This window comes from Vibrio sp. 10N.286.51.C3 (assembly GCF_003050065.1).
Taxonomy (GTDB): Bacteria; Pseudomonadota; Gammaproteobacteria; order Enterobacterales; family Vibrionaceae; genus Vibrio; species Vibrio crassostreae.
Genome location: NZ_PIGC01000001.1, coordinates 393,800 through 409,318 on the forward strand (window position 1 = coordinate 393,800; position 15,519 = coordinate 409,318).

The 15,519-nt window shown below is 41.7% G+C and carries 16 protein-coding genes and 2 pseudogenes; 17 read left to right on the top strand and 1 reads right to left on the bottom strand.

Annotated features, from left to right (window positions below):
• The first annotated feature begins 212 nt into the window (after positions 1-212).
• From CWO27_RS01665 to CWO27_RS01745, 17 genes and pseudogenes are all read left to right on the top strand, one after another.
• A complete protein-coding gene (locus tag CWO27_RS01665; protein WP_102431324.1) occupies positions 213-425 on the top strand; it encodes a Flp family type IVb pilin in 213 nt (70 codons plus the stop codon).
• A gap of 125 nt (positions 426-550) precedes the next feature.
• Positions 551-1,006, top strand: a complete 456-nt coding sequence (locus tag CWO27_RS01670; protein ID WP_107898461.1) for an A24 family peptidase — start codon at positions 551-553, stop codon at positions 1,004-1,006.
• A gap of 20 nt (positions 1,007-1,026) precedes the next feature.
• Positions 1,027-1,851 carry a Flp pilus assembly protein CpaB gene (cpaB, locus tag CWO27_RS01675; protein ID WP_102431322.1) on the top strand — a complete coding sequence of 275 codons (825 nt, stop codon included), beginning with the start codon at positions 1,027-1,029 and terminating at the stop codon, positions 1,849-1,851.
• Complete coding sequence (locus CWO27_RS01680) at positions 1,851-3,215, top strand: type II and III secretion system protein family protein (RefSeq protein WP_102431321.1); 1,365 nt, start codon at positions 1,851-1,853, stop codon at positions 3,213-3,215. Before cpaB ends, CWO27_RS01680 begins: the two co-directional genes overlap by 1 nt.
• The gene (locus tag CWO27_RS01685; RefSeq protein WP_102431320.1) at positions 3,212-3,691 is read left to right on the top strand and encodes a hypothetical protein; all 480 of its coding nucleotides are present in this window, start codon (positions 3,212-3,214) and stop codon (positions 3,689-3,691) included. Before CWO27_RS01680 ends, CWO27_RS01685 begins: the two co-directional genes overlap by 4 nt.
• Positions 3,691-4,932, top strand: a complete 1,242-nt coding sequence (locus tag CWO27_RS01690) for an AAA family ATPase (RefSeq protein WP_107898462.1) — start codon at positions 3,691-3,693, stop codon at positions 4,930-4,932. Before CWO27_RS01685 ends, CWO27_RS01690 begins: the two co-directional genes overlap by 1 nt.
• Positions 4,929-6,200 (top strand): CpaF family protein, encoded by a 1,272-nt coding sequence (locus CWO27_RS01695; RefSeq protein ID WP_107898463.1) that lies wholly within the window; start codon positions 4,929-4,931, stop codon positions 6,198-6,200. The genes CWO27_RS01690 and CWO27_RS01695 overlap by 4 nt, the downstream gene beginning before the upstream one ends.
• 1 nt (position 6,201) lies before the next feature.
• Positions 6,202-7,104 (top strand): type II secretion system F family protein, encoded by a 903-nt coding sequence (locus CWO27_RS01700; protein ID WP_107898464.1) that lies wholly within the window; start codon positions 6,202-6,204, stop codon positions 7,102-7,104.
• Positions 7,101-7,943, top strand: coding sequence for a type II secretion system F family protein (locus tag CWO27_RS01705; RefSeq protein WP_102422951.1), 843 nt, complete (start codon positions 7,101-7,103; stop codon positions 7,941-7,943). Before CWO27_RS01700 ends, CWO27_RS01705 begins: the two co-directional genes overlap by 4 nt.
• A gap of 12 nt (positions 7,944-7,955) precedes the next feature.
• On the top strand, positions 7,956-8,693 hold the full coding sequence (locus tag CWO27_RS01710; protein WP_107898465.1) for a tetratricopeptide repeat protein: 738 nt from the start codon (positions 7,956-7,958) through the stop codon (positions 8,691-8,693).
• A complete protein-coding gene (locus CWO27_RS01715) occupies positions 8,680-9,162 on the top strand; it encodes a TadE/TadG family type IV pilus assembly protein (protein ID WP_107898466.1) in 483 nt (160 codons plus the stop codon). The genes CWO27_RS01710 and CWO27_RS01715 overlap by 14 nt, the downstream gene beginning before the upstream one ends.
• Positions 9,152-9,709 (top strand): tight adherence pilus pseudopilin TadF, encoded by a 558-nt coding sequence (gene tadF / locus CWO27_RS01720; RefSeq protein WP_107898467.1) that lies wholly within the window; start codon positions 9,152-9,154, stop codon positions 9,707-9,709. The genes CWO27_RS01715 and tadF overlap by 11 nt, the downstream gene beginning before the upstream one ends.
• Positions 9,710-9,719: 10 nt before the next feature.
• Positions 9,720-11,276, top strand: a complete 1,557-nt coding sequence (locus CWO27_RS01725; RefSeq protein ID WP_107898481.1) for a TadE/TadG family type IV pilus assembly protein — start codon at positions 9,720-9,722, stop codon at positions 11,274-11,276.
• An 8-nt stretch (positions 11,277-11,284) separates the two neighbouring features.
• Entirely contained in the window at positions 11,285-11,911 is a 627-nt protein-coding gene (locus CWO27_RS01730; RefSeq protein ID WP_107898468.1) for an OmpA family protein, read from the top strand.
• A 455-nt stretch (positions 11,912-12,366) separates the two neighbouring features.
• The gene (locus CWO27_RS01735; protein ID WP_102431311.1) at positions 12,367-13,314 is read left to right on the top strand and encodes a response regulator; all 948 of its coding nucleotides are present in this window, start codon (positions 12,367-12,369) and stop codon (positions 13,312-13,314) included.
• On the top strand, positions 13,314-14,300 hold the full coding sequence (locus tag CWO27_RS01740) for a GGDEF domain-containing protein (protein ID WP_102431310.1): 987 nt from the start codon (positions 13,314-13,316) through the stop codon (positions 14,298-14,300). The genes CWO27_RS01735 and CWO27_RS01740 overlap by 1 nt, the downstream gene beginning before the upstream one ends.
• A 503-nt stretch (positions 14,301-14,803) precedes the next feature.
• Positions 14,804-15,139 (top strand): annotated as a pseudogene (locus CWO27_RS01745) (transposase); the annotation flags it as partial.
• 170 nt (positions 15,140-15,309) lie between these two features.
• Here CWO27_RS01745 and CWO27_RS01750 read toward each other — a convergent pair.
• A pseudogene (locus CWO27_RS01750) lies at positions 15,310-15,438 on the bottom strand (transposase domain-containing protein); the annotation flags it as partial.
• Positions 15,439-15,519: the final 81 nt, after the last annotated feature.

Genomic DNA, 15,519 nt, shown 5'->3' on the forward strand with positions numbered 1-15,519 from the left:
CTTTTTAGCGGGGCTTTTATTTATCTGTTACATAGTATTAAGGAGTTTAATGTTTATAACATTCAGTTTGTTGGCTATTCAGTAATTAGGATAAAACTCTTACCTTAAACTTGCTTAACTTAGCTATGTGTTAGTTCTTGAATTTTAGTGTGATGATTAACTTGCTCAAAGCGAGTCAATTATTGATATTCAACTGTATAGGTAAAGATCTAATGTTAACTAAAGCATACGTGTCTGCTAGCAATTTTTTCCATTCATTTAAAAACGATGAACGCGGCGTGACTGCGATCGAATATGGCCTGATTGCTGTTGCAATGGCTGTATTAGTAACTACAGCTGTGGGCCCTACAGGTTTCATTGGCAAGCTTGAAGGTGCGTTCGCACAAGTAGCAACTGCTATCGACACTGCAAGTGATAAGTCATAATAAATCCTATTCGCTAGGAAGTTTAATATAGCAAATCATTATGCCAGTACCATGTTAAAGATGTCTGGCATAATTTATTTTCGCTATAAAATGAAATTATTTTACTCAAACTATGTGGCGTCCCTATTTTTAGTCATGAATTTTATCTAGTAGGTTTGGCGATATTGATTATATATGTGTCAGCCACTGACTTTCTCTACCGAAAAATACAAAATAACGCCTTATACGTATTGCTGATTTTGCAGTGTTCCTTATCCCCATTAGACATTCAAACGATCAGCTTTCTACTTGTGCTAAGTATAGGGCTTGTTCTTTATAAGCTAATTTGGATTGGTGCTGGTGATATTAAATATGCATCTGTCTTATCACTTACCATTCCTGTTCATGATCTAGTTTGGGCACTCGTTATGATGGCTTTTTCTGGTGGGATTTTAGTTGTTTTTTATCTCGTAAAGACAAAGTTGATTAACAAAATACTAGCGAAAAAAACGTTGAATGATCAAAAAGGTATTCCGTATGGTGTGGCTATCAGTATCGGATTCTATTTGGTTATTTTAACCAAATCTACGCCATATATATAACCTCAAAAAATGAGAATATTATGAGATCACGACTGGTATTACTTGTTGCCATCGCTGCTTTAATCGTGGGCGCATTAGGCGCTGTCGATTTGTTTAAGACTGAAACCGAGCCGAACACTGCTGATGAAGTGGTCGTAGAAAAAAGCGAAGAACATGTGGGAGTGTGGATTGCAACTGAAGCGCTTAAAAAAGGGCATGCAGTCAATGCACAAGACGTTGTTAAACAACAATTGCCTCTTAGTGAAGCACTAAAACTTGGTGTCAGAGAAGATACACAAATCAGTTTCTCGCCTTCCATTCTATTAAATCGAAACCTGCGCTCTGGTGATGTGGTATTACCTGAATATCAAGTGAGCCCTGGTAGACCTGGCTACATCGATCTTCTCGTTACCGAGAACATGACATTGTACCCATTGAAAGTTAGCGATAAAAACTTGATTAATGACTACATCCGGCCGGGGTCTTTTGTCGATGTGCTTACGGTGAGCTCTCCTCATGCTAATTTGGCTGGCAACCTAGATAAGCCGAAGCGTTTTCGCGGAGTTAAGGCGTCGATGTTTTTGAAACATGTCAAGGTGCTCAATATTGGAAATGATGACACAGGGGATAGATCGATTACTGCTCGCTCTCCAAGTGAAGAAGCTGGCTTAATGACGGTTGTCATTGAAGTAGGCCCGGATGATCTACCCAAACTCGCCCTTGCACAACGAACCATGCACATCGAAATTTATCGCAGCCAAACCTATAGTCAGCCTGAGTTTGCCGAGGTGCGTAACATCATTGATAACTACACAGGAGTTAATGAGTTACGTGGTAATGAGAACAACCCAAGAGAGGCTTTGTGATGAGGATTATCCATCAAGGAGCATTGTTTGGCTCCATTCTAGTAACGCTGTTTGGCTTACTTTCAACAACAAACACTTTCGCTGCTGATCGTTCTATCACTTTAAATGATGGCCAACACATTCAACTTAAAACACCAATCGGTCAAGTGTTCATAAACAACCCTAACATCGTCGATTACAAGGTAATCAACGATAGCACTCTTGTTGTGTTTGCGAACAGTGTGGGCCAATCGCGATTGATTGTCTATGGAGTGGATAACGATGTGCTGCTATCCGACCGTATTATTGTTGATTTGAACTTAACGGACGTCAGAAAACAACTTAAATTCCATTTTCCTGACGCTCAAGTAAAGGTTCAGTCAATAGGTGAGCAAGTTGCAGTGAGTGGTATCGTTGATTCAGAAGAAACGCGTGACGATATTTATCGCTTGGTCGCGACGTTACTAGACCGAGAAAAAATGGAGAAATGGGACAAAACACAAAAGCTAAAATTTAAATCCGACAGTTCGGATTATGAAGAGTCTGAAAGCATGGTGTTTGCTCGCAATATGACGTGGCAAGGGATCATCGAGCGAATTGAAGTCGCCACGACTCAGCAGGTGAACGTCAAAATATCGGTCGCGCAAGTGACAGAATCGTTTGGACAAACCATCGGTTCTGATTGGAGCACGGTAGGTTCAAGTGTCGGGCAATTTGTTTTTGACCAATTCGATGCGGCTAATCTCACTACCTTAATTACAGCGTTAGGAAATGACCAGATCGCAGAGGTTCTGGCTGAGCCGAACTTAACCGTATTATCTGGTGAGTCTGCAAGTTTTCTGGTTGGCGGGGAAGTACCTGTAATCATGTCTTCCAATAATAACGTCAACATCTCATTCAAAGAGTTCGGTATCAAGCTGGATCTAACGGCCAAAGTGTTGAGCCAAGACAAGATCCGAATGCAACTGGCACCTGAAGTGAGTGAAGTTGAGGGTTATGTTGAAGCCGCTGGTATCAAAGTGCCACAGCTTGTTTCTCGTCGTGCAATGACAACGGTGGAGCTGGCCGATGGTGATAGCTTTGTTCTGGGTGGTTTGATGAGCAGCGCTGATTTGGAAAAAATGCAAAAGATCCCATTTATTGGTGATATTCCAGTTCTTGGCGCCGCGTTCAGAAAAGCAACCACCGAAAGAAAACGTACCGAATTGGTCATTGTCGCTACTGTAAATCTAGTGGAGCCAATGAAGCCAAAAGATATTCAACTTCCGTACATTAAGAAGACATCGACATTGGCACGTTGGTTGAACATCAAATGGGATGGTAAGGAAGTGACATCGTCTGATGCAACAATTCGTCTGCTGTCGCAAGGAGGGTTTATCCAATGAAGAAATTAGCATTGATAGCCTTGTTCTCTACCTCACTGTTTGGCTGTGTTTCTGAACAGTATTTCGTTGGTCAAGGTGCTGAAGCTCTAGTTTACAAAGAGCACCATAGTTTTGAGTTTGTTATTAAAAAACGCGATAAAACAGCTCAGCAGATTAGTGACTTGATACAGGAAATTGAATCGGTCGATAAAGAGGCTACCTATGTGGTGGATTATAAGTCAGCTGCGAACAAACAGCTGCTGCAGAGTATTTTTAAACAGTATCCATCGCATATTATCACACCACAACGAGTTGTTTATCGGTATGCCCAGTCGTTGCCAAGTGACCTAGGAATCAAAGTAACGCTAACGCGCTTGAAGACACAAACGTGCAAGCCAGCCCAAATACATGTCAATTTGAGGCAGTCTGACTGTTTTGTTGAGTCGATGAGATTGAAGCAAGTGGCGCACAAATCAAGATTGGTAGGAGAACAATAATGTTTGATTTGACAAAAGCGTTAGCAACCAAGGCCAAGCCAGTTCTGATAACCTCGAGCGGTGTGGCAGGGTGTACGTTATTTTATCAATCACAAGAGTGTTTGAATCTAGTTCAAGAAGTATTTCTGTTTGAAGGGTGGGATGAGCCAGCTTGCGTAAACACAACGGCCGGATTAACCAAAGTTACCGAGCAACAAAGCAGTCATATTGTGATTCTTGAGCTTAATGAGTCGAGCAATGTTGTAGAAGATGCAAAAGCTTTCGCTAGTAAACTACCAACTCATAAAGGCGTGGTAGTTATAGGTAAAGAAGATGCTATTTCAACGCTTCGCTCTCTTAAAGAGATGGGGTTCTACTACGTTTTCTGGCCGGTGAATAAACAAGAATTTGCGGACTTCTTAACTCACGTGAGTAAGAACCTCAAAACCTTTTCTGGTGTAAGCCAGAAACGTAAAGCAAAGCACGTTGCTATTGTTGGTAGCAAAGGTGGTGTGGGCGCGTCGTTTATCTCTACTGAGCTTGGGTCACTGTTATCGACACAAGGCTCAGATACGATTCTTGTCGACCATCAAAATGCTGGTACTAATATTGATGTTTTGCTTGGGCTAAAAGATTTTATGCCGCGAACCATTGATGAGTTTACCACGCCATTACACGAAATGGACGAAGAGGGTGCATTGAGCTACCTCTTTAATGCTCGTAAGCATCTTCGTTTATTAGCGATTGATGGTGAGAAGAGCCCAAGTGATATTTTTAATTATAGCCAAACCTTATGTGGACTGTTGGCGAGAAACACCAACTTCATTATTGAAGATTTTTCTGGGGCTGTGGACTTCAAAGTTGAACCACAACTCTTGGTAGAAAATTTTGATGTGGTTGTGTTGGTGTTTGACGCATCGGTGTCATCGGTGAGAAATGCTAAGCGGCTCTATGAAAAGATAGAGAGCTTACAGCTGACTTTGTCGTCGCGTACTCGCATCATTATGGTCGCTAACTACCATCGTCCTAAAAATTCTTTTGTGTTGGAAAAGTCGGATCTTAATAAGTATCTGGGAATGAGTGTTGATCTAGAGTTTGATTATTGTAAGTCGCTTGCGCACATCATTATTGATGGCAAGCGAGGACATAAACACGACCGAAATATTAGTCACTCTATGGAGCAGTTGGTCAAACTTATTAATGGCCAGCCGATCGACCAGAAAGCGATGAACTCTTGGTTAAAGAAGGTGCGTGTTAAATGAGTTCTAATAAAGACTTATATCTCGCCTTTCGTGGTCAAATTTTTGAAGCGCTAGACGCCGAAGCGGTTCAGAAAATGAGCCGCAAAGAACTAGAATCACAGATACAAGCGGCAGTAAACTTATTAGCCAATAGCTACCAGAGACCCATCACATCGATGATGAAATCTGGTTTAGTGAAAAGCCTTATCGACGAGCTGTTTGGGCTTGGTCCTTTGCAGCCACTGGTCGAAGACCAGTCTATCTCCGATATCATGGTTAATGGGCCCAATAACATCTTTTTCGAACGACATGGCAAGGTCAAAAAGTCCGAAGTTTCGTTTGTGAATGAAGAGCAGTTGTTGGCTATTGCTAAGCGTATCGTTTCACGTGTAGGCAGACGCGTTGATGAACTCTCTCCAACGGTTGATGCCAGGTTAGATGACGGTAGCCGTGTGAACATCGTGATTCCACCGATTGCGCTGGATGGCACATCGATCTCTATTCGAAAGTTTAGAGAGCAGAATATCGGGTTTGATGATTTGATCGATTTTGGTTCGATGTCACCTGATATGGCGAGAGTATTAATGATAGCGTCTCGCTGTCGTATTAATGTGCTTATCTCTGGTGGTACTGGTTCCGGTAAGACAACCTTATTGAACGCTTTGTCTCAATACATTGCGGAAGATGAACGTATCGTCACGATTGAAGATGCCGCTGAACTGCGTCTGCAACAACCTAACTTAGTTCGACTTGAGACGCGAACCTCCAGTGTTGAACAAACTGGGGCTGTGACTCAGCGAGACTTGGTGATCAACGCGCTTCGTATGCGTCCTGATCGAATTATTCTCGGTGAATGTCGTGGCTCGGAAGCATTTGAGATGTTGCAAGCGATGAACACCGGCCACGATGGGTCTATGTCTACACTGCACGCGAACACGCCGAGAGATGCAATTGCCCGTGTTGAATCAATGGTGATGATGGCGAACTTGAATCAGCCGTTAGATGCGATTCGAAGAACAATCGTGAGTGCCGTTCAGATGGTTGTGCAAGTTAATAGGCTTCGTGATGGCACGCGCAAAATTACCAGTATATCGGAAATTGTTGGACTTGAAGGCGATAGCGTGGTGATGGAAGAGATTTATGGCTTTCGGTACGACGATGCTCTTTTCGGCGAAAATGTGAAAGGGGAGTTTGTCACCAATGGGATCATGCAGCGCTCTGAGTTAGTGAAAAAAGCGAAATTCTTTGGGCTTTATGAAGAGCTTATCGAATCCTTCAAGGGAGTCTAGCATGCTTTGGATTTCATTGATCCTGTTCGCTCTTTTACTTCTTTTGATCCGAGATTCAAAGGTAAAAAAAGTCAATCAATTCTTCAATATTGAAGACGTAGAAGTTGAAAGTTTTGACGCTATTAACGTGAAATCATTAGTTGGGAGACAGGTTTGGCACAGGTTTAGAGAGTCTATTTCACCTACCCTGATGGTGTTGGGGCCGCGTTCAACCTTGTATATCGCTTTATACATCATGGGTAGTTTGGTCGTCTCTTGGTACGTCGTGATAAATCTATTATCGATGACTAAAGCTTGGTGTGTACCTGTGTTAGCTCTCGTTTTTACTTTTTTCGGCTATCGTTTCTTGGCGACTAAAAGGCGCCGAGATTTCGAAAATACCTTCCCTGACGCGTTGAATATTCTGATGAGTGCCGTGACGGCGGGTGACAGTTTAATGCACGCCATTAGCTATGTCGGCGAAGTGATGCACAATCCTATCGGGCGTGAGTTTAAGTTGATGGGAGACCGACTTAAGTTAGGTGAGTCTCCGGAAGTAGTACTTAAACGTTCGTGTAAAAACTACCCGTATTCAGAGTTTTTATTCTTTACTGTAACGCTTAGAGCCAATATTGCGCGAGGCGGACAACTTAAAGGTGTGTTGACTCGATTAATTCGTGTGTTGGTCGATGCTAGAACGTTAGAAAAAAAGAAGATGGCAATGACTTCGGAAGCCCGAATATCAGCCAAGATAGTTGCTGCTATCCCTATGGTTTTTATGGTTATTCTTAACCAAATCAATCCGTCTAATGTTGATTTTGTACTTCATGATCCCGAGGGGAGAGTCGTGTTGTTTTATGTGCTGGGCAGTGAGCTTATCGGCTTATTTATTGTTTGGTTATTAGTAAGAGGTGTTCGCGCATGATGATACTAGCTGCACTTATTGTGCTGTTTTTGTCGCTGCTCTTTTTGATCATCGAGTCGTTACAGGCCGAACAGCGCAGACAGAAATTAGCGAATTATCTAGCGACTGATGCTATTAAACCGCCTTCGCGCTTGAATCGATTTTTCATTAGATTTGGCAAGGAGCATCATGATGAGCTCGAGCAGAAACTGATCGAAGCGGGATATTACAACACGAAATGGGCGAAGTTCTATTTTCCCGCGAAGGTATTGGTATTGGTTTTGGTCTCTATTTTGATTCTGATGGGAGACATGACTTCGAGTAACCAACTGTTGGTCGCGATTACCTCTTTAATTACTGTAATTGTACTTCCAGATACTTTGTTGCAAGTGCGCCGTAAGATACTTATCCGAAAAACCTCCTCACAGCTTCCTTACCTCTTGGACATGATGTCAGTATGTGTACAAACCGGTATGACTATAGAGGCTGGTTTAGCCTATTTGGCTCTAGAGCTTGCAGAGTTCGATTCTGACCTTTGCTACCAAATTAAGCGCACATCTGACTCAGGTAAAATACATGGTATCGAAAAGGCTTTGAATGACCTTTCGGAGCGTATTCCAACCCCTGCGGTGAGAAGTTTTGTTCTGACTATTATTCAGAACTTGCAATACGGAACGTCCGTCGCACAAATACTCAGTGACCTTGCTGAGGATATGCGTAAAGAGCAAATGCTTACGGTTGAGGAGAAGGTCGGTAAGCTCTCTGCCAAAATGAGTGTGCCTTTAATCTTATTTATCATGTTTCCAATCGTCATTTTGATTCTTGCACCGAGCATCATGCAAATGACATTGAGTATCTAGAGGGCCGGTCGAATGAATAAAAAGCGCACTTATTTGATGTTGTTAACGCTAAGCCTGTTAGCGGGTTGCCAATCGACACCTACTGAGCAAGAACAACTGCACGCTGATGTGACCAATATGGAGAAGGTTAAAAACTACGATGGTCTTATCAGCCATTACAAATACCAGTTGGAGCAGGGCTCGGAAGATCCAGCTGTGAAACAGAGACTGGCCTGGGCATACTTTCACAAAGGTGATATCGAATCGGCAAATTTCTATGTTCAACACCTTCATCAAGAGGGCATCGTTAACCCAAGTTTGTATCAGCTAGAGGGCCAAGTTTTCGATGATAAAAATGACATTGGCCGTGCTATTTCCTCTTATATAAATTCGGTTGAGGCCGGAAACAATTCCGGTCAAATCCACGTATTACTCGGTGTGTCATATGCAAAAATAGGTCAGTACGAAAAAGCATACCAGGAGCTGAGTCTTGCTCGCTTACGTGGCTACGACGACATTGTAATAAAGAATAATATCGCGATGATTCAGATAGCTAATGGTGAGTATCATCAGGCGATTGAAACGTTAGCTCCGGTGTTGAAAGAAGATCCCGCGAATAAGATCGTCAAAGCAAACTTGGCGATAGCATTGATGAAAACTGACAAAGCCAACTCAGCCCAAAAACTACTAAAAGACGACTTTTCGACGCAAGAAATTCAGGTTATTACAGTCGAGCTGACTCAAACGGGAGCGTCTAATGAAGCACCTTAACAAGCAGAAGGGAGTAACTGCCATTGAGTTTGTATTGGGGGCTCTGGTTCTGTTCTTTGCAACCTTCGCAATTTTTGAGTCGAGCTATCAAATCTACGTCGTGAACATGACCGAGTACTCGCTTAGAGAAACCATCAGAAATGCCAAGATCTATGAGGGTAAAGGGATCAACGAGCAGTACGAGAAAAAGTTCAGAAGCTTAATTGAAGATGATGACAACTTGTGGCGCTTCTTAATTGACGGTTCACGTTTCTCGATCAAAGGAAGGTATTTTAAAAACTACGATGATTTCGTAGCAAACAGAGGCCACGCTGGCCAAAATTTGAACTTCAACTATGACCTTGCCGAAATCACTGTAACCTACCGCTACACGCCGATCATTATGCTAGCAGGTGCTGCAGATAGAGATATCTCTCGCACCATGGTTTTAAATTTGGAACATGAGGGATGGAAAGATGATGAGCTGTAAACAACGTGTCTGTTCCGCGTCTCGTCAAAAGGGCTCTTTTACCATTGAATTACTGTTCGTACTGGTCGCCCTTTGGGGTGTTTACCTGTTTGCTGCTGACTTGAGCCATCAATTACTTACCCGCGCAAAGCTCGATCGATCGAGTTTTGCTTTGGTGAATATTATCAAAGAACGCTCTCGTTACTTTGATGGCGATGTGCTCGCCGGACAGAACGTTTCCGTTACACGGAAAGAACTAAGTAATATGGTGAAAGTCGCAAGCCGAATGCTGAATACGCCCGTTGATAATGTGGCAATCAAGATAGAGTCGTTAACCAACAACAATAATGCTGCTGAGTTTAGTAGCAATAAGTTCAAGAGCTTAAACTGTCAAACCGATTCAATTATTGAACATGTTGATTTAGCTCCCGTAGATAATGGCGTTGTTTACCCCTTATATCGCGTGAGCCTTTGCGAAGAAGAGAGCTCTTGGTTCAAACCTTTCTTTAATGGTGGCAAAAATACCACCGTTAAGATTGCCTCTTCTTCAATCATGCCAGGGAGATAATGAAATGAAAATGCAGCTTGAACGGAAAATCAGTATCCATCGCCCAAGCCTTCGAAAACAACAAGGGGTTGCTGCGGTATGGATGGGCTTGTTACTTGTCCCTATCATGGGAGTGACCTTTTGGGCGGTAGAAGGCACACGCTACGTACAAGAGACCAGTCGGTTGAGAGACTCTGCAGAGGCGGCAGCGATAGCAGTGACCATTGAAGATAAACCCGACCTCGCTCGCATGTTAGCCACTCAATATGTCGAGAATTACGTGAGAGATATTAAGTCCAGCAATCTTTCTGCACAGAGATTTCATCAAACGAGAGATGAGGGAGCAGGGATTCTTGAATATGTCCAATATACGGTTAATGCGAGGACGACCCATGACTCTTGGTTTGCGAGCCGTTTTATCCCTTCGTTTGATGAGCAGCAAACTTTAGCAGGTCGCTCTCTTGCGCGAAAGTATTCTAATTATATTGGTCAAAACATTGATCTTGTGTTTGTATCGGACTTTTCTGGTTCAATGACTGAAAAGTGGAAGGAGGGTAGCGTACACAAAAAAATCGAAGACTTAAAAACCGCTATTGAAACGATATCTAGCAGTATCCTCTGTACCTCTACTCGGCAACAATATGTTGACGGTGAATGGAAGGTGGTATGTGATGAAGTAAGCGACGATACCACTGGAGACAAGTTACTTAACAGAGTTGGCTTTGTGCCTTATAACATTCGTACAAGGGAATTTGACGGTGAGCACACTGCTAAATTGATTAGTCAGTTGAGCTATTCAGATATCCACAAACCTAATTTATCACGTTATACCTTCAATGATTTAGATCTCGATTTTTGGAGTAGGTATACTCGCCCTGAGGTAGAAAATTGTGCAAAGATTTCAAAACTTTGCCCTGCCCCACAAAAGGACAATCAACAATACGCTAAGCGTGTAGTAGATGTAGTCAAGAGAGGGTGGCCGATCACAGATTGTAAAAGGTATGTTGATATCTATACAACGGTGTCGACCATGTTTACAGATAAATCTGATTTAAAGTCTCACTTCTACACTGTACCTGGCTCTAAGCTACTTAAGTGGCATGGGTACAATACTCCTTTACAGTTTTATGATATACCACTGACTAACGATTTGTCAGCTTTAAATAAGGTTAAGTCTATGAGCCCAGGGGGCGGAACATCAGCTTATCAAGGCATATTAAAAGGCTTTCAAGTTTTAAATGACGGTAAACCTAGAAGCTCGGATCAAGAAGAGCAAAATACTTACGCTAACAAGCTCAAGATGCTACTTATTTTGAGCGATGGAGCCGAATCACCTAATAACGGTATTCTTAACGATCTAGTTGCAGCAGGTATGTGTGATAAAGCAAGGGAGGAGATACCTGGCTTATATATAGGAGTTATTGGGATTGACTTTGACACCTCTAAACAAGTGGGCTTTCAAAACTGCGTAGTTGATCCGGATAAGGATGTGATTGATGTATCTAACGTAGATGAGCTAAATAAAAAGATTGAAGAACTCATCCGAGAAGGCTCAAAAAAAACAAGCGGAACAACTAAATTATACTAGAGGTAAAGATGAAAAAATTAATGGTCAGTTCCATTGTATTTTTGGCATTACAAGTTAGCTTTCCTGTCAACGCGGAACAAAGTATCAACGTTTATTGTGATATGGCATATAGTGAATATCAACACAGTGTAACGGTGGATAATATTGTGGGTATCGCGCAGCATCGGTTGGGTTTTCTGCAAATAGAGCAAAAATCAAATAACGACGAGTTGAGACAAACTTTGGCCAGTGAGTCAAAGTTTGGTGTGGATCAATCAGGATGTAAGACCTGGATAAGTAACCAAGAGCGCCACGGGCTATTGGCTCGTCTGCACTTTGGGTTTGATCAACACAACTTAACGCCAATGGGCAGCAAAGCCTTAACTCAATTAGCTAGCGAATTGCAGGCTAGTGGCAACTCGGTCACTGTTGATGGGCACACAGACAGCACTGGTGATGAAGGCTACAACCAAGCTTTGGGGCTACAAAGAGCACTTACAACATCAAATGCTTTGGTTGCTGATGGTGTAGAGAAGAATCGCTTGGTTATTCGTTCTTTTGGTGAGAGCAAGCCGATCGCCTCTAATGAGAGTTCAGAGGGAAGAGCAGAGAACAGACGAGCAGAAGTTTGGACATCTACAGGTAATGTCGACTAAATTCATAGCTTAACCTGTCTGTAGCTTGGCTACCTATTGAAATAATGGGAAGTTGACAAAAATGGTGATTTGTCACTTCCCTGAAAATGTTATGAATTGGTTATATGTTACCTGTCAACGAGGCGTTACTAGCTCATTGAAGTGCGCAACTAAGATTGGAGACCGTTTTAGAGTTCCTCCAATACGACAGCTTGACTCGTGAGTGTCAGCTCATCGTTATACTGATTGGGGCTGAGTTGGCTTCAATAGCGTAAGCGAGGTTGTAGCGGATAGCTTCGAGAATAATATCTTTTGATAGAAAGTGGCAGCCCTTAAGGTGCTGCAGCGACGATTATGATGTGTACAGTGCCAATTTTGTCGATAGAGAATCACATCGTTGGTAGATGGCACACACGATGGAGTTAAACTCGAGGCTTTTACTTTTAGAAGACTAAGTTTTAGATGGTATTTATTCAATGAAAATTCTTATTTGCGATGACTCAGTTCTTGCACGAAAGTCGCTTTCTCGTAGTTTAACGGAAGTTAGCTCAGATGATTTGTTTTTTGCGGAGCATGGTAGAGAGGCTTTGGAGGTTATTGATCGGGAACCAATTGATGTGATGTTCTTAGATTTAACCATGCCGATTATGAATGGTTTTGAAGTTCTTGAGCACCTTCATAATCAAAACAGCCCAATAAAAACGGTCGTTATTTCTGGTGATGTTCAGAGAAAATCAATTGAGCGTTGTTTGAAATTGGGTGCATTCAGTTTTATAAAAAAACCATTTGATAGAGCCGCACTTGCCGGGGTTGTCTCTAAGCTGGGAATAACATTAGATGTTGGCCAAAAGAAAGTTGATGATGTCAGCTACACTTCAAAACTAAAAGAGCTTGCAAACATTGCACTTGGACGTGGTGCTGCACTTGTTGCTGAGCATATTAGCTCATTTGTTAACATGCCCATCCCTAATGCAGGTACTTTGAGTACTGGAGCATTAGAGATGACAATCAATGATGTACTTGATCGTGAAAATTCTGTTGCAATCGCACAGCGGTTTGTTGGTGATGGGATTCATGGTGAAGCTTTAGTTTGTTTACGAGGAAGAGATTTGAAAAAAGCTGGCGCCCAACTTCACTTTAACTTTTCGAGCAATGAACTTTTTCATTTCATTTCTCATTTACTTGTTTCTTCATTCTTAAGTTCATTATCAGAACAACTTGCAACTCAATTCTCATTACGTCAGCCTGTATTTATTGAGCAGTTACATCGTGATATCAACTTTAACGACACGAAAGGTGAATCCGATGTATTTACTATTGAATATAGTTACTCAGCTGGTGGAAGTGATTTTGAAGCTGATGTTTTGTTCTTTATGGATTCAGCTTCTGTTAATAAATTAAAGCAATTAATGGAGATGTTATAATGCCAAAGATCACGTTAGGAATGGATGAATTTCATCGGATTATGCAGGTGATTGATAATGTCGATGCTGGCTTATTAATTGTTGACCTAGATTATAATGTCTGTATCTGGAATTCTTTTATGCAATCATACAGTAAAGTTAGTGCTGAACAGATCATGGGGAAGAATCTATTTAATATCTTCCCAGATTTGCCAGAGAAGTGGTTGCGTACAAAAGTTTCCTCTTCAATATCAGTACAATCTCGAACCTTTTCAAGTTGGGAAAATCGTCCATTTTTGTTCAATTTTAACAACTACTCACCAGTATCTAATGGTTTATCTGTAATGTATCAAGATATCTCTATTACCCCACTAACTTCGTTAAGCGGAGAAATATCTCATATTAGTATTTTGGTCAATGATGTTTCTGATACTGCTAAAAGTAAGTTGTATCTTAATGAGTCGAACACTCGGTTATCAAAAATTAGTCAGATAGATGGGCTGACAGGCCTTTATAATCGTGCATACTGGGAATGTTGCCTGAAAGAAGAGTTTCACCGATGTAAAACAATGGGCAAAACGGCTACTTTGGTAATGTTTGACATTGACCATTTCAAAAAAGTAAATGACATATACGGCCACAGCGTCGGTGATGAAGTTATTCGGCAAACCTCGCATACAGTGCAGGAAATCGCTCGGAGATCTGATTACGCTGGACGTTATGGGGGGGAAGAATTTGTGGTGTTTTTGCCAAATACCTCTACCGTACAGGCTCACAACTTAGCTGAGCGATTGAGGAAAAAAATAGAATCATTATTCATATCGACAAAAGAGCATAATATTCAAATTACGATAAGTTTAGGTTTATGTGAGATTACTGATATAGTAAAAACAGCTCAGGATTTAATAGAAAAAGCAGACAAAGCGCTTTATGATTCAAAAGAAGGGGGACGAAATCAAACGAGTATTTATTCTTCCCAAAGGGCGGGAACGAACGTTAACTACTGAAAAAAGAATTTATCTCAGTGGGAGCGTTTTTAGATAATTACGTTCTTAGCATGAAGAAAAAATGAGAAATTCTCACATGATTATCATTGTCCAACTAAAAAAGTGAAAGATAGCCGCTCACAAATCAGGGCGTGAGCATGCTTCGATATGATTTATATATCAAAGAAGAATCAAGGCGATTAATCATCTTTCCAACCAGCTTTTTAAGAGAATATCCTGAATTCAGTGTGACTGTCTAAACTGGCGTTGTTAACTAAATTCGTTGAACCTTTCCTCAATACGGTGAGCTGAGCCGATATATAGTGATGTTACGGGTAAATCGAAAAAGAAGATAACAAACGGGAATGAGTATAATAAAGCCTTGTGGAAAAGAGGCTCAGTAATATTTTCAATCATTGAAGCGTTGTATTGCAAAGGCCAACATGGCAAACGCGGTAGAGGAGACTGTCCTAAATTCTGTGTAACTGTCTAAACTTAAGCCTTAAAGGCTAAGGATGGATAGTATGGATAAGAAAGCACTTGAAGCTTTTGCTCGTGAAGCAGCTAAGTCAATTAAGACAGAAACTGATCTTGATGACTTCCGCAAAATGTTAACCAAGGTGACTGTTGAGACGGCATTGAATGTCGAGCTTGATGAGCACCTTGGTTACGAAAAACACTCCTCTAAACCTAGTTCTAACTCCCGTAATGGGTACTCCTCCAAGTCGATTCTCACTGATGATGGTGAAGTGCCTATAGACGTTCCTCGTGACCGAGAGTCAAGCCTTGAACCAAAGCTGGTTCGTAAGCATCAAACTCGTTTCCAGTCGATGGATGACAAAATCTTAAGCCTCTATGCTGTAAGCGCTCAATTCTCCGCATAATTCTATCCTGATCTCCATGGTAGATAATGACTACTTTCATTACACAAGGAGAAATTTATGACTCACTCATCGCAAGTTTGGCAACATCACGTTAATGACGTATCCGCTCAATACTCAGCAGGTCGTGAGCGGATAATAGTGATGATTTAATCGTTTTTGATGTTCCAAGGTAGCAGCGCCTCGATTTGCTCCACGGTTTCTGCGTATGGCAACTGAGTAAGAAAGGTGTGTAAGTATTGGTACGGCTCTAGACCATTCAGTTTTGCTGTTTCCACCGGCTTTGTTGCTTAATTAAGTGAGAAGACATGGCTGCCCCATGTTGAACAATACTTAAACAATACACTGAGTTTCAGGCA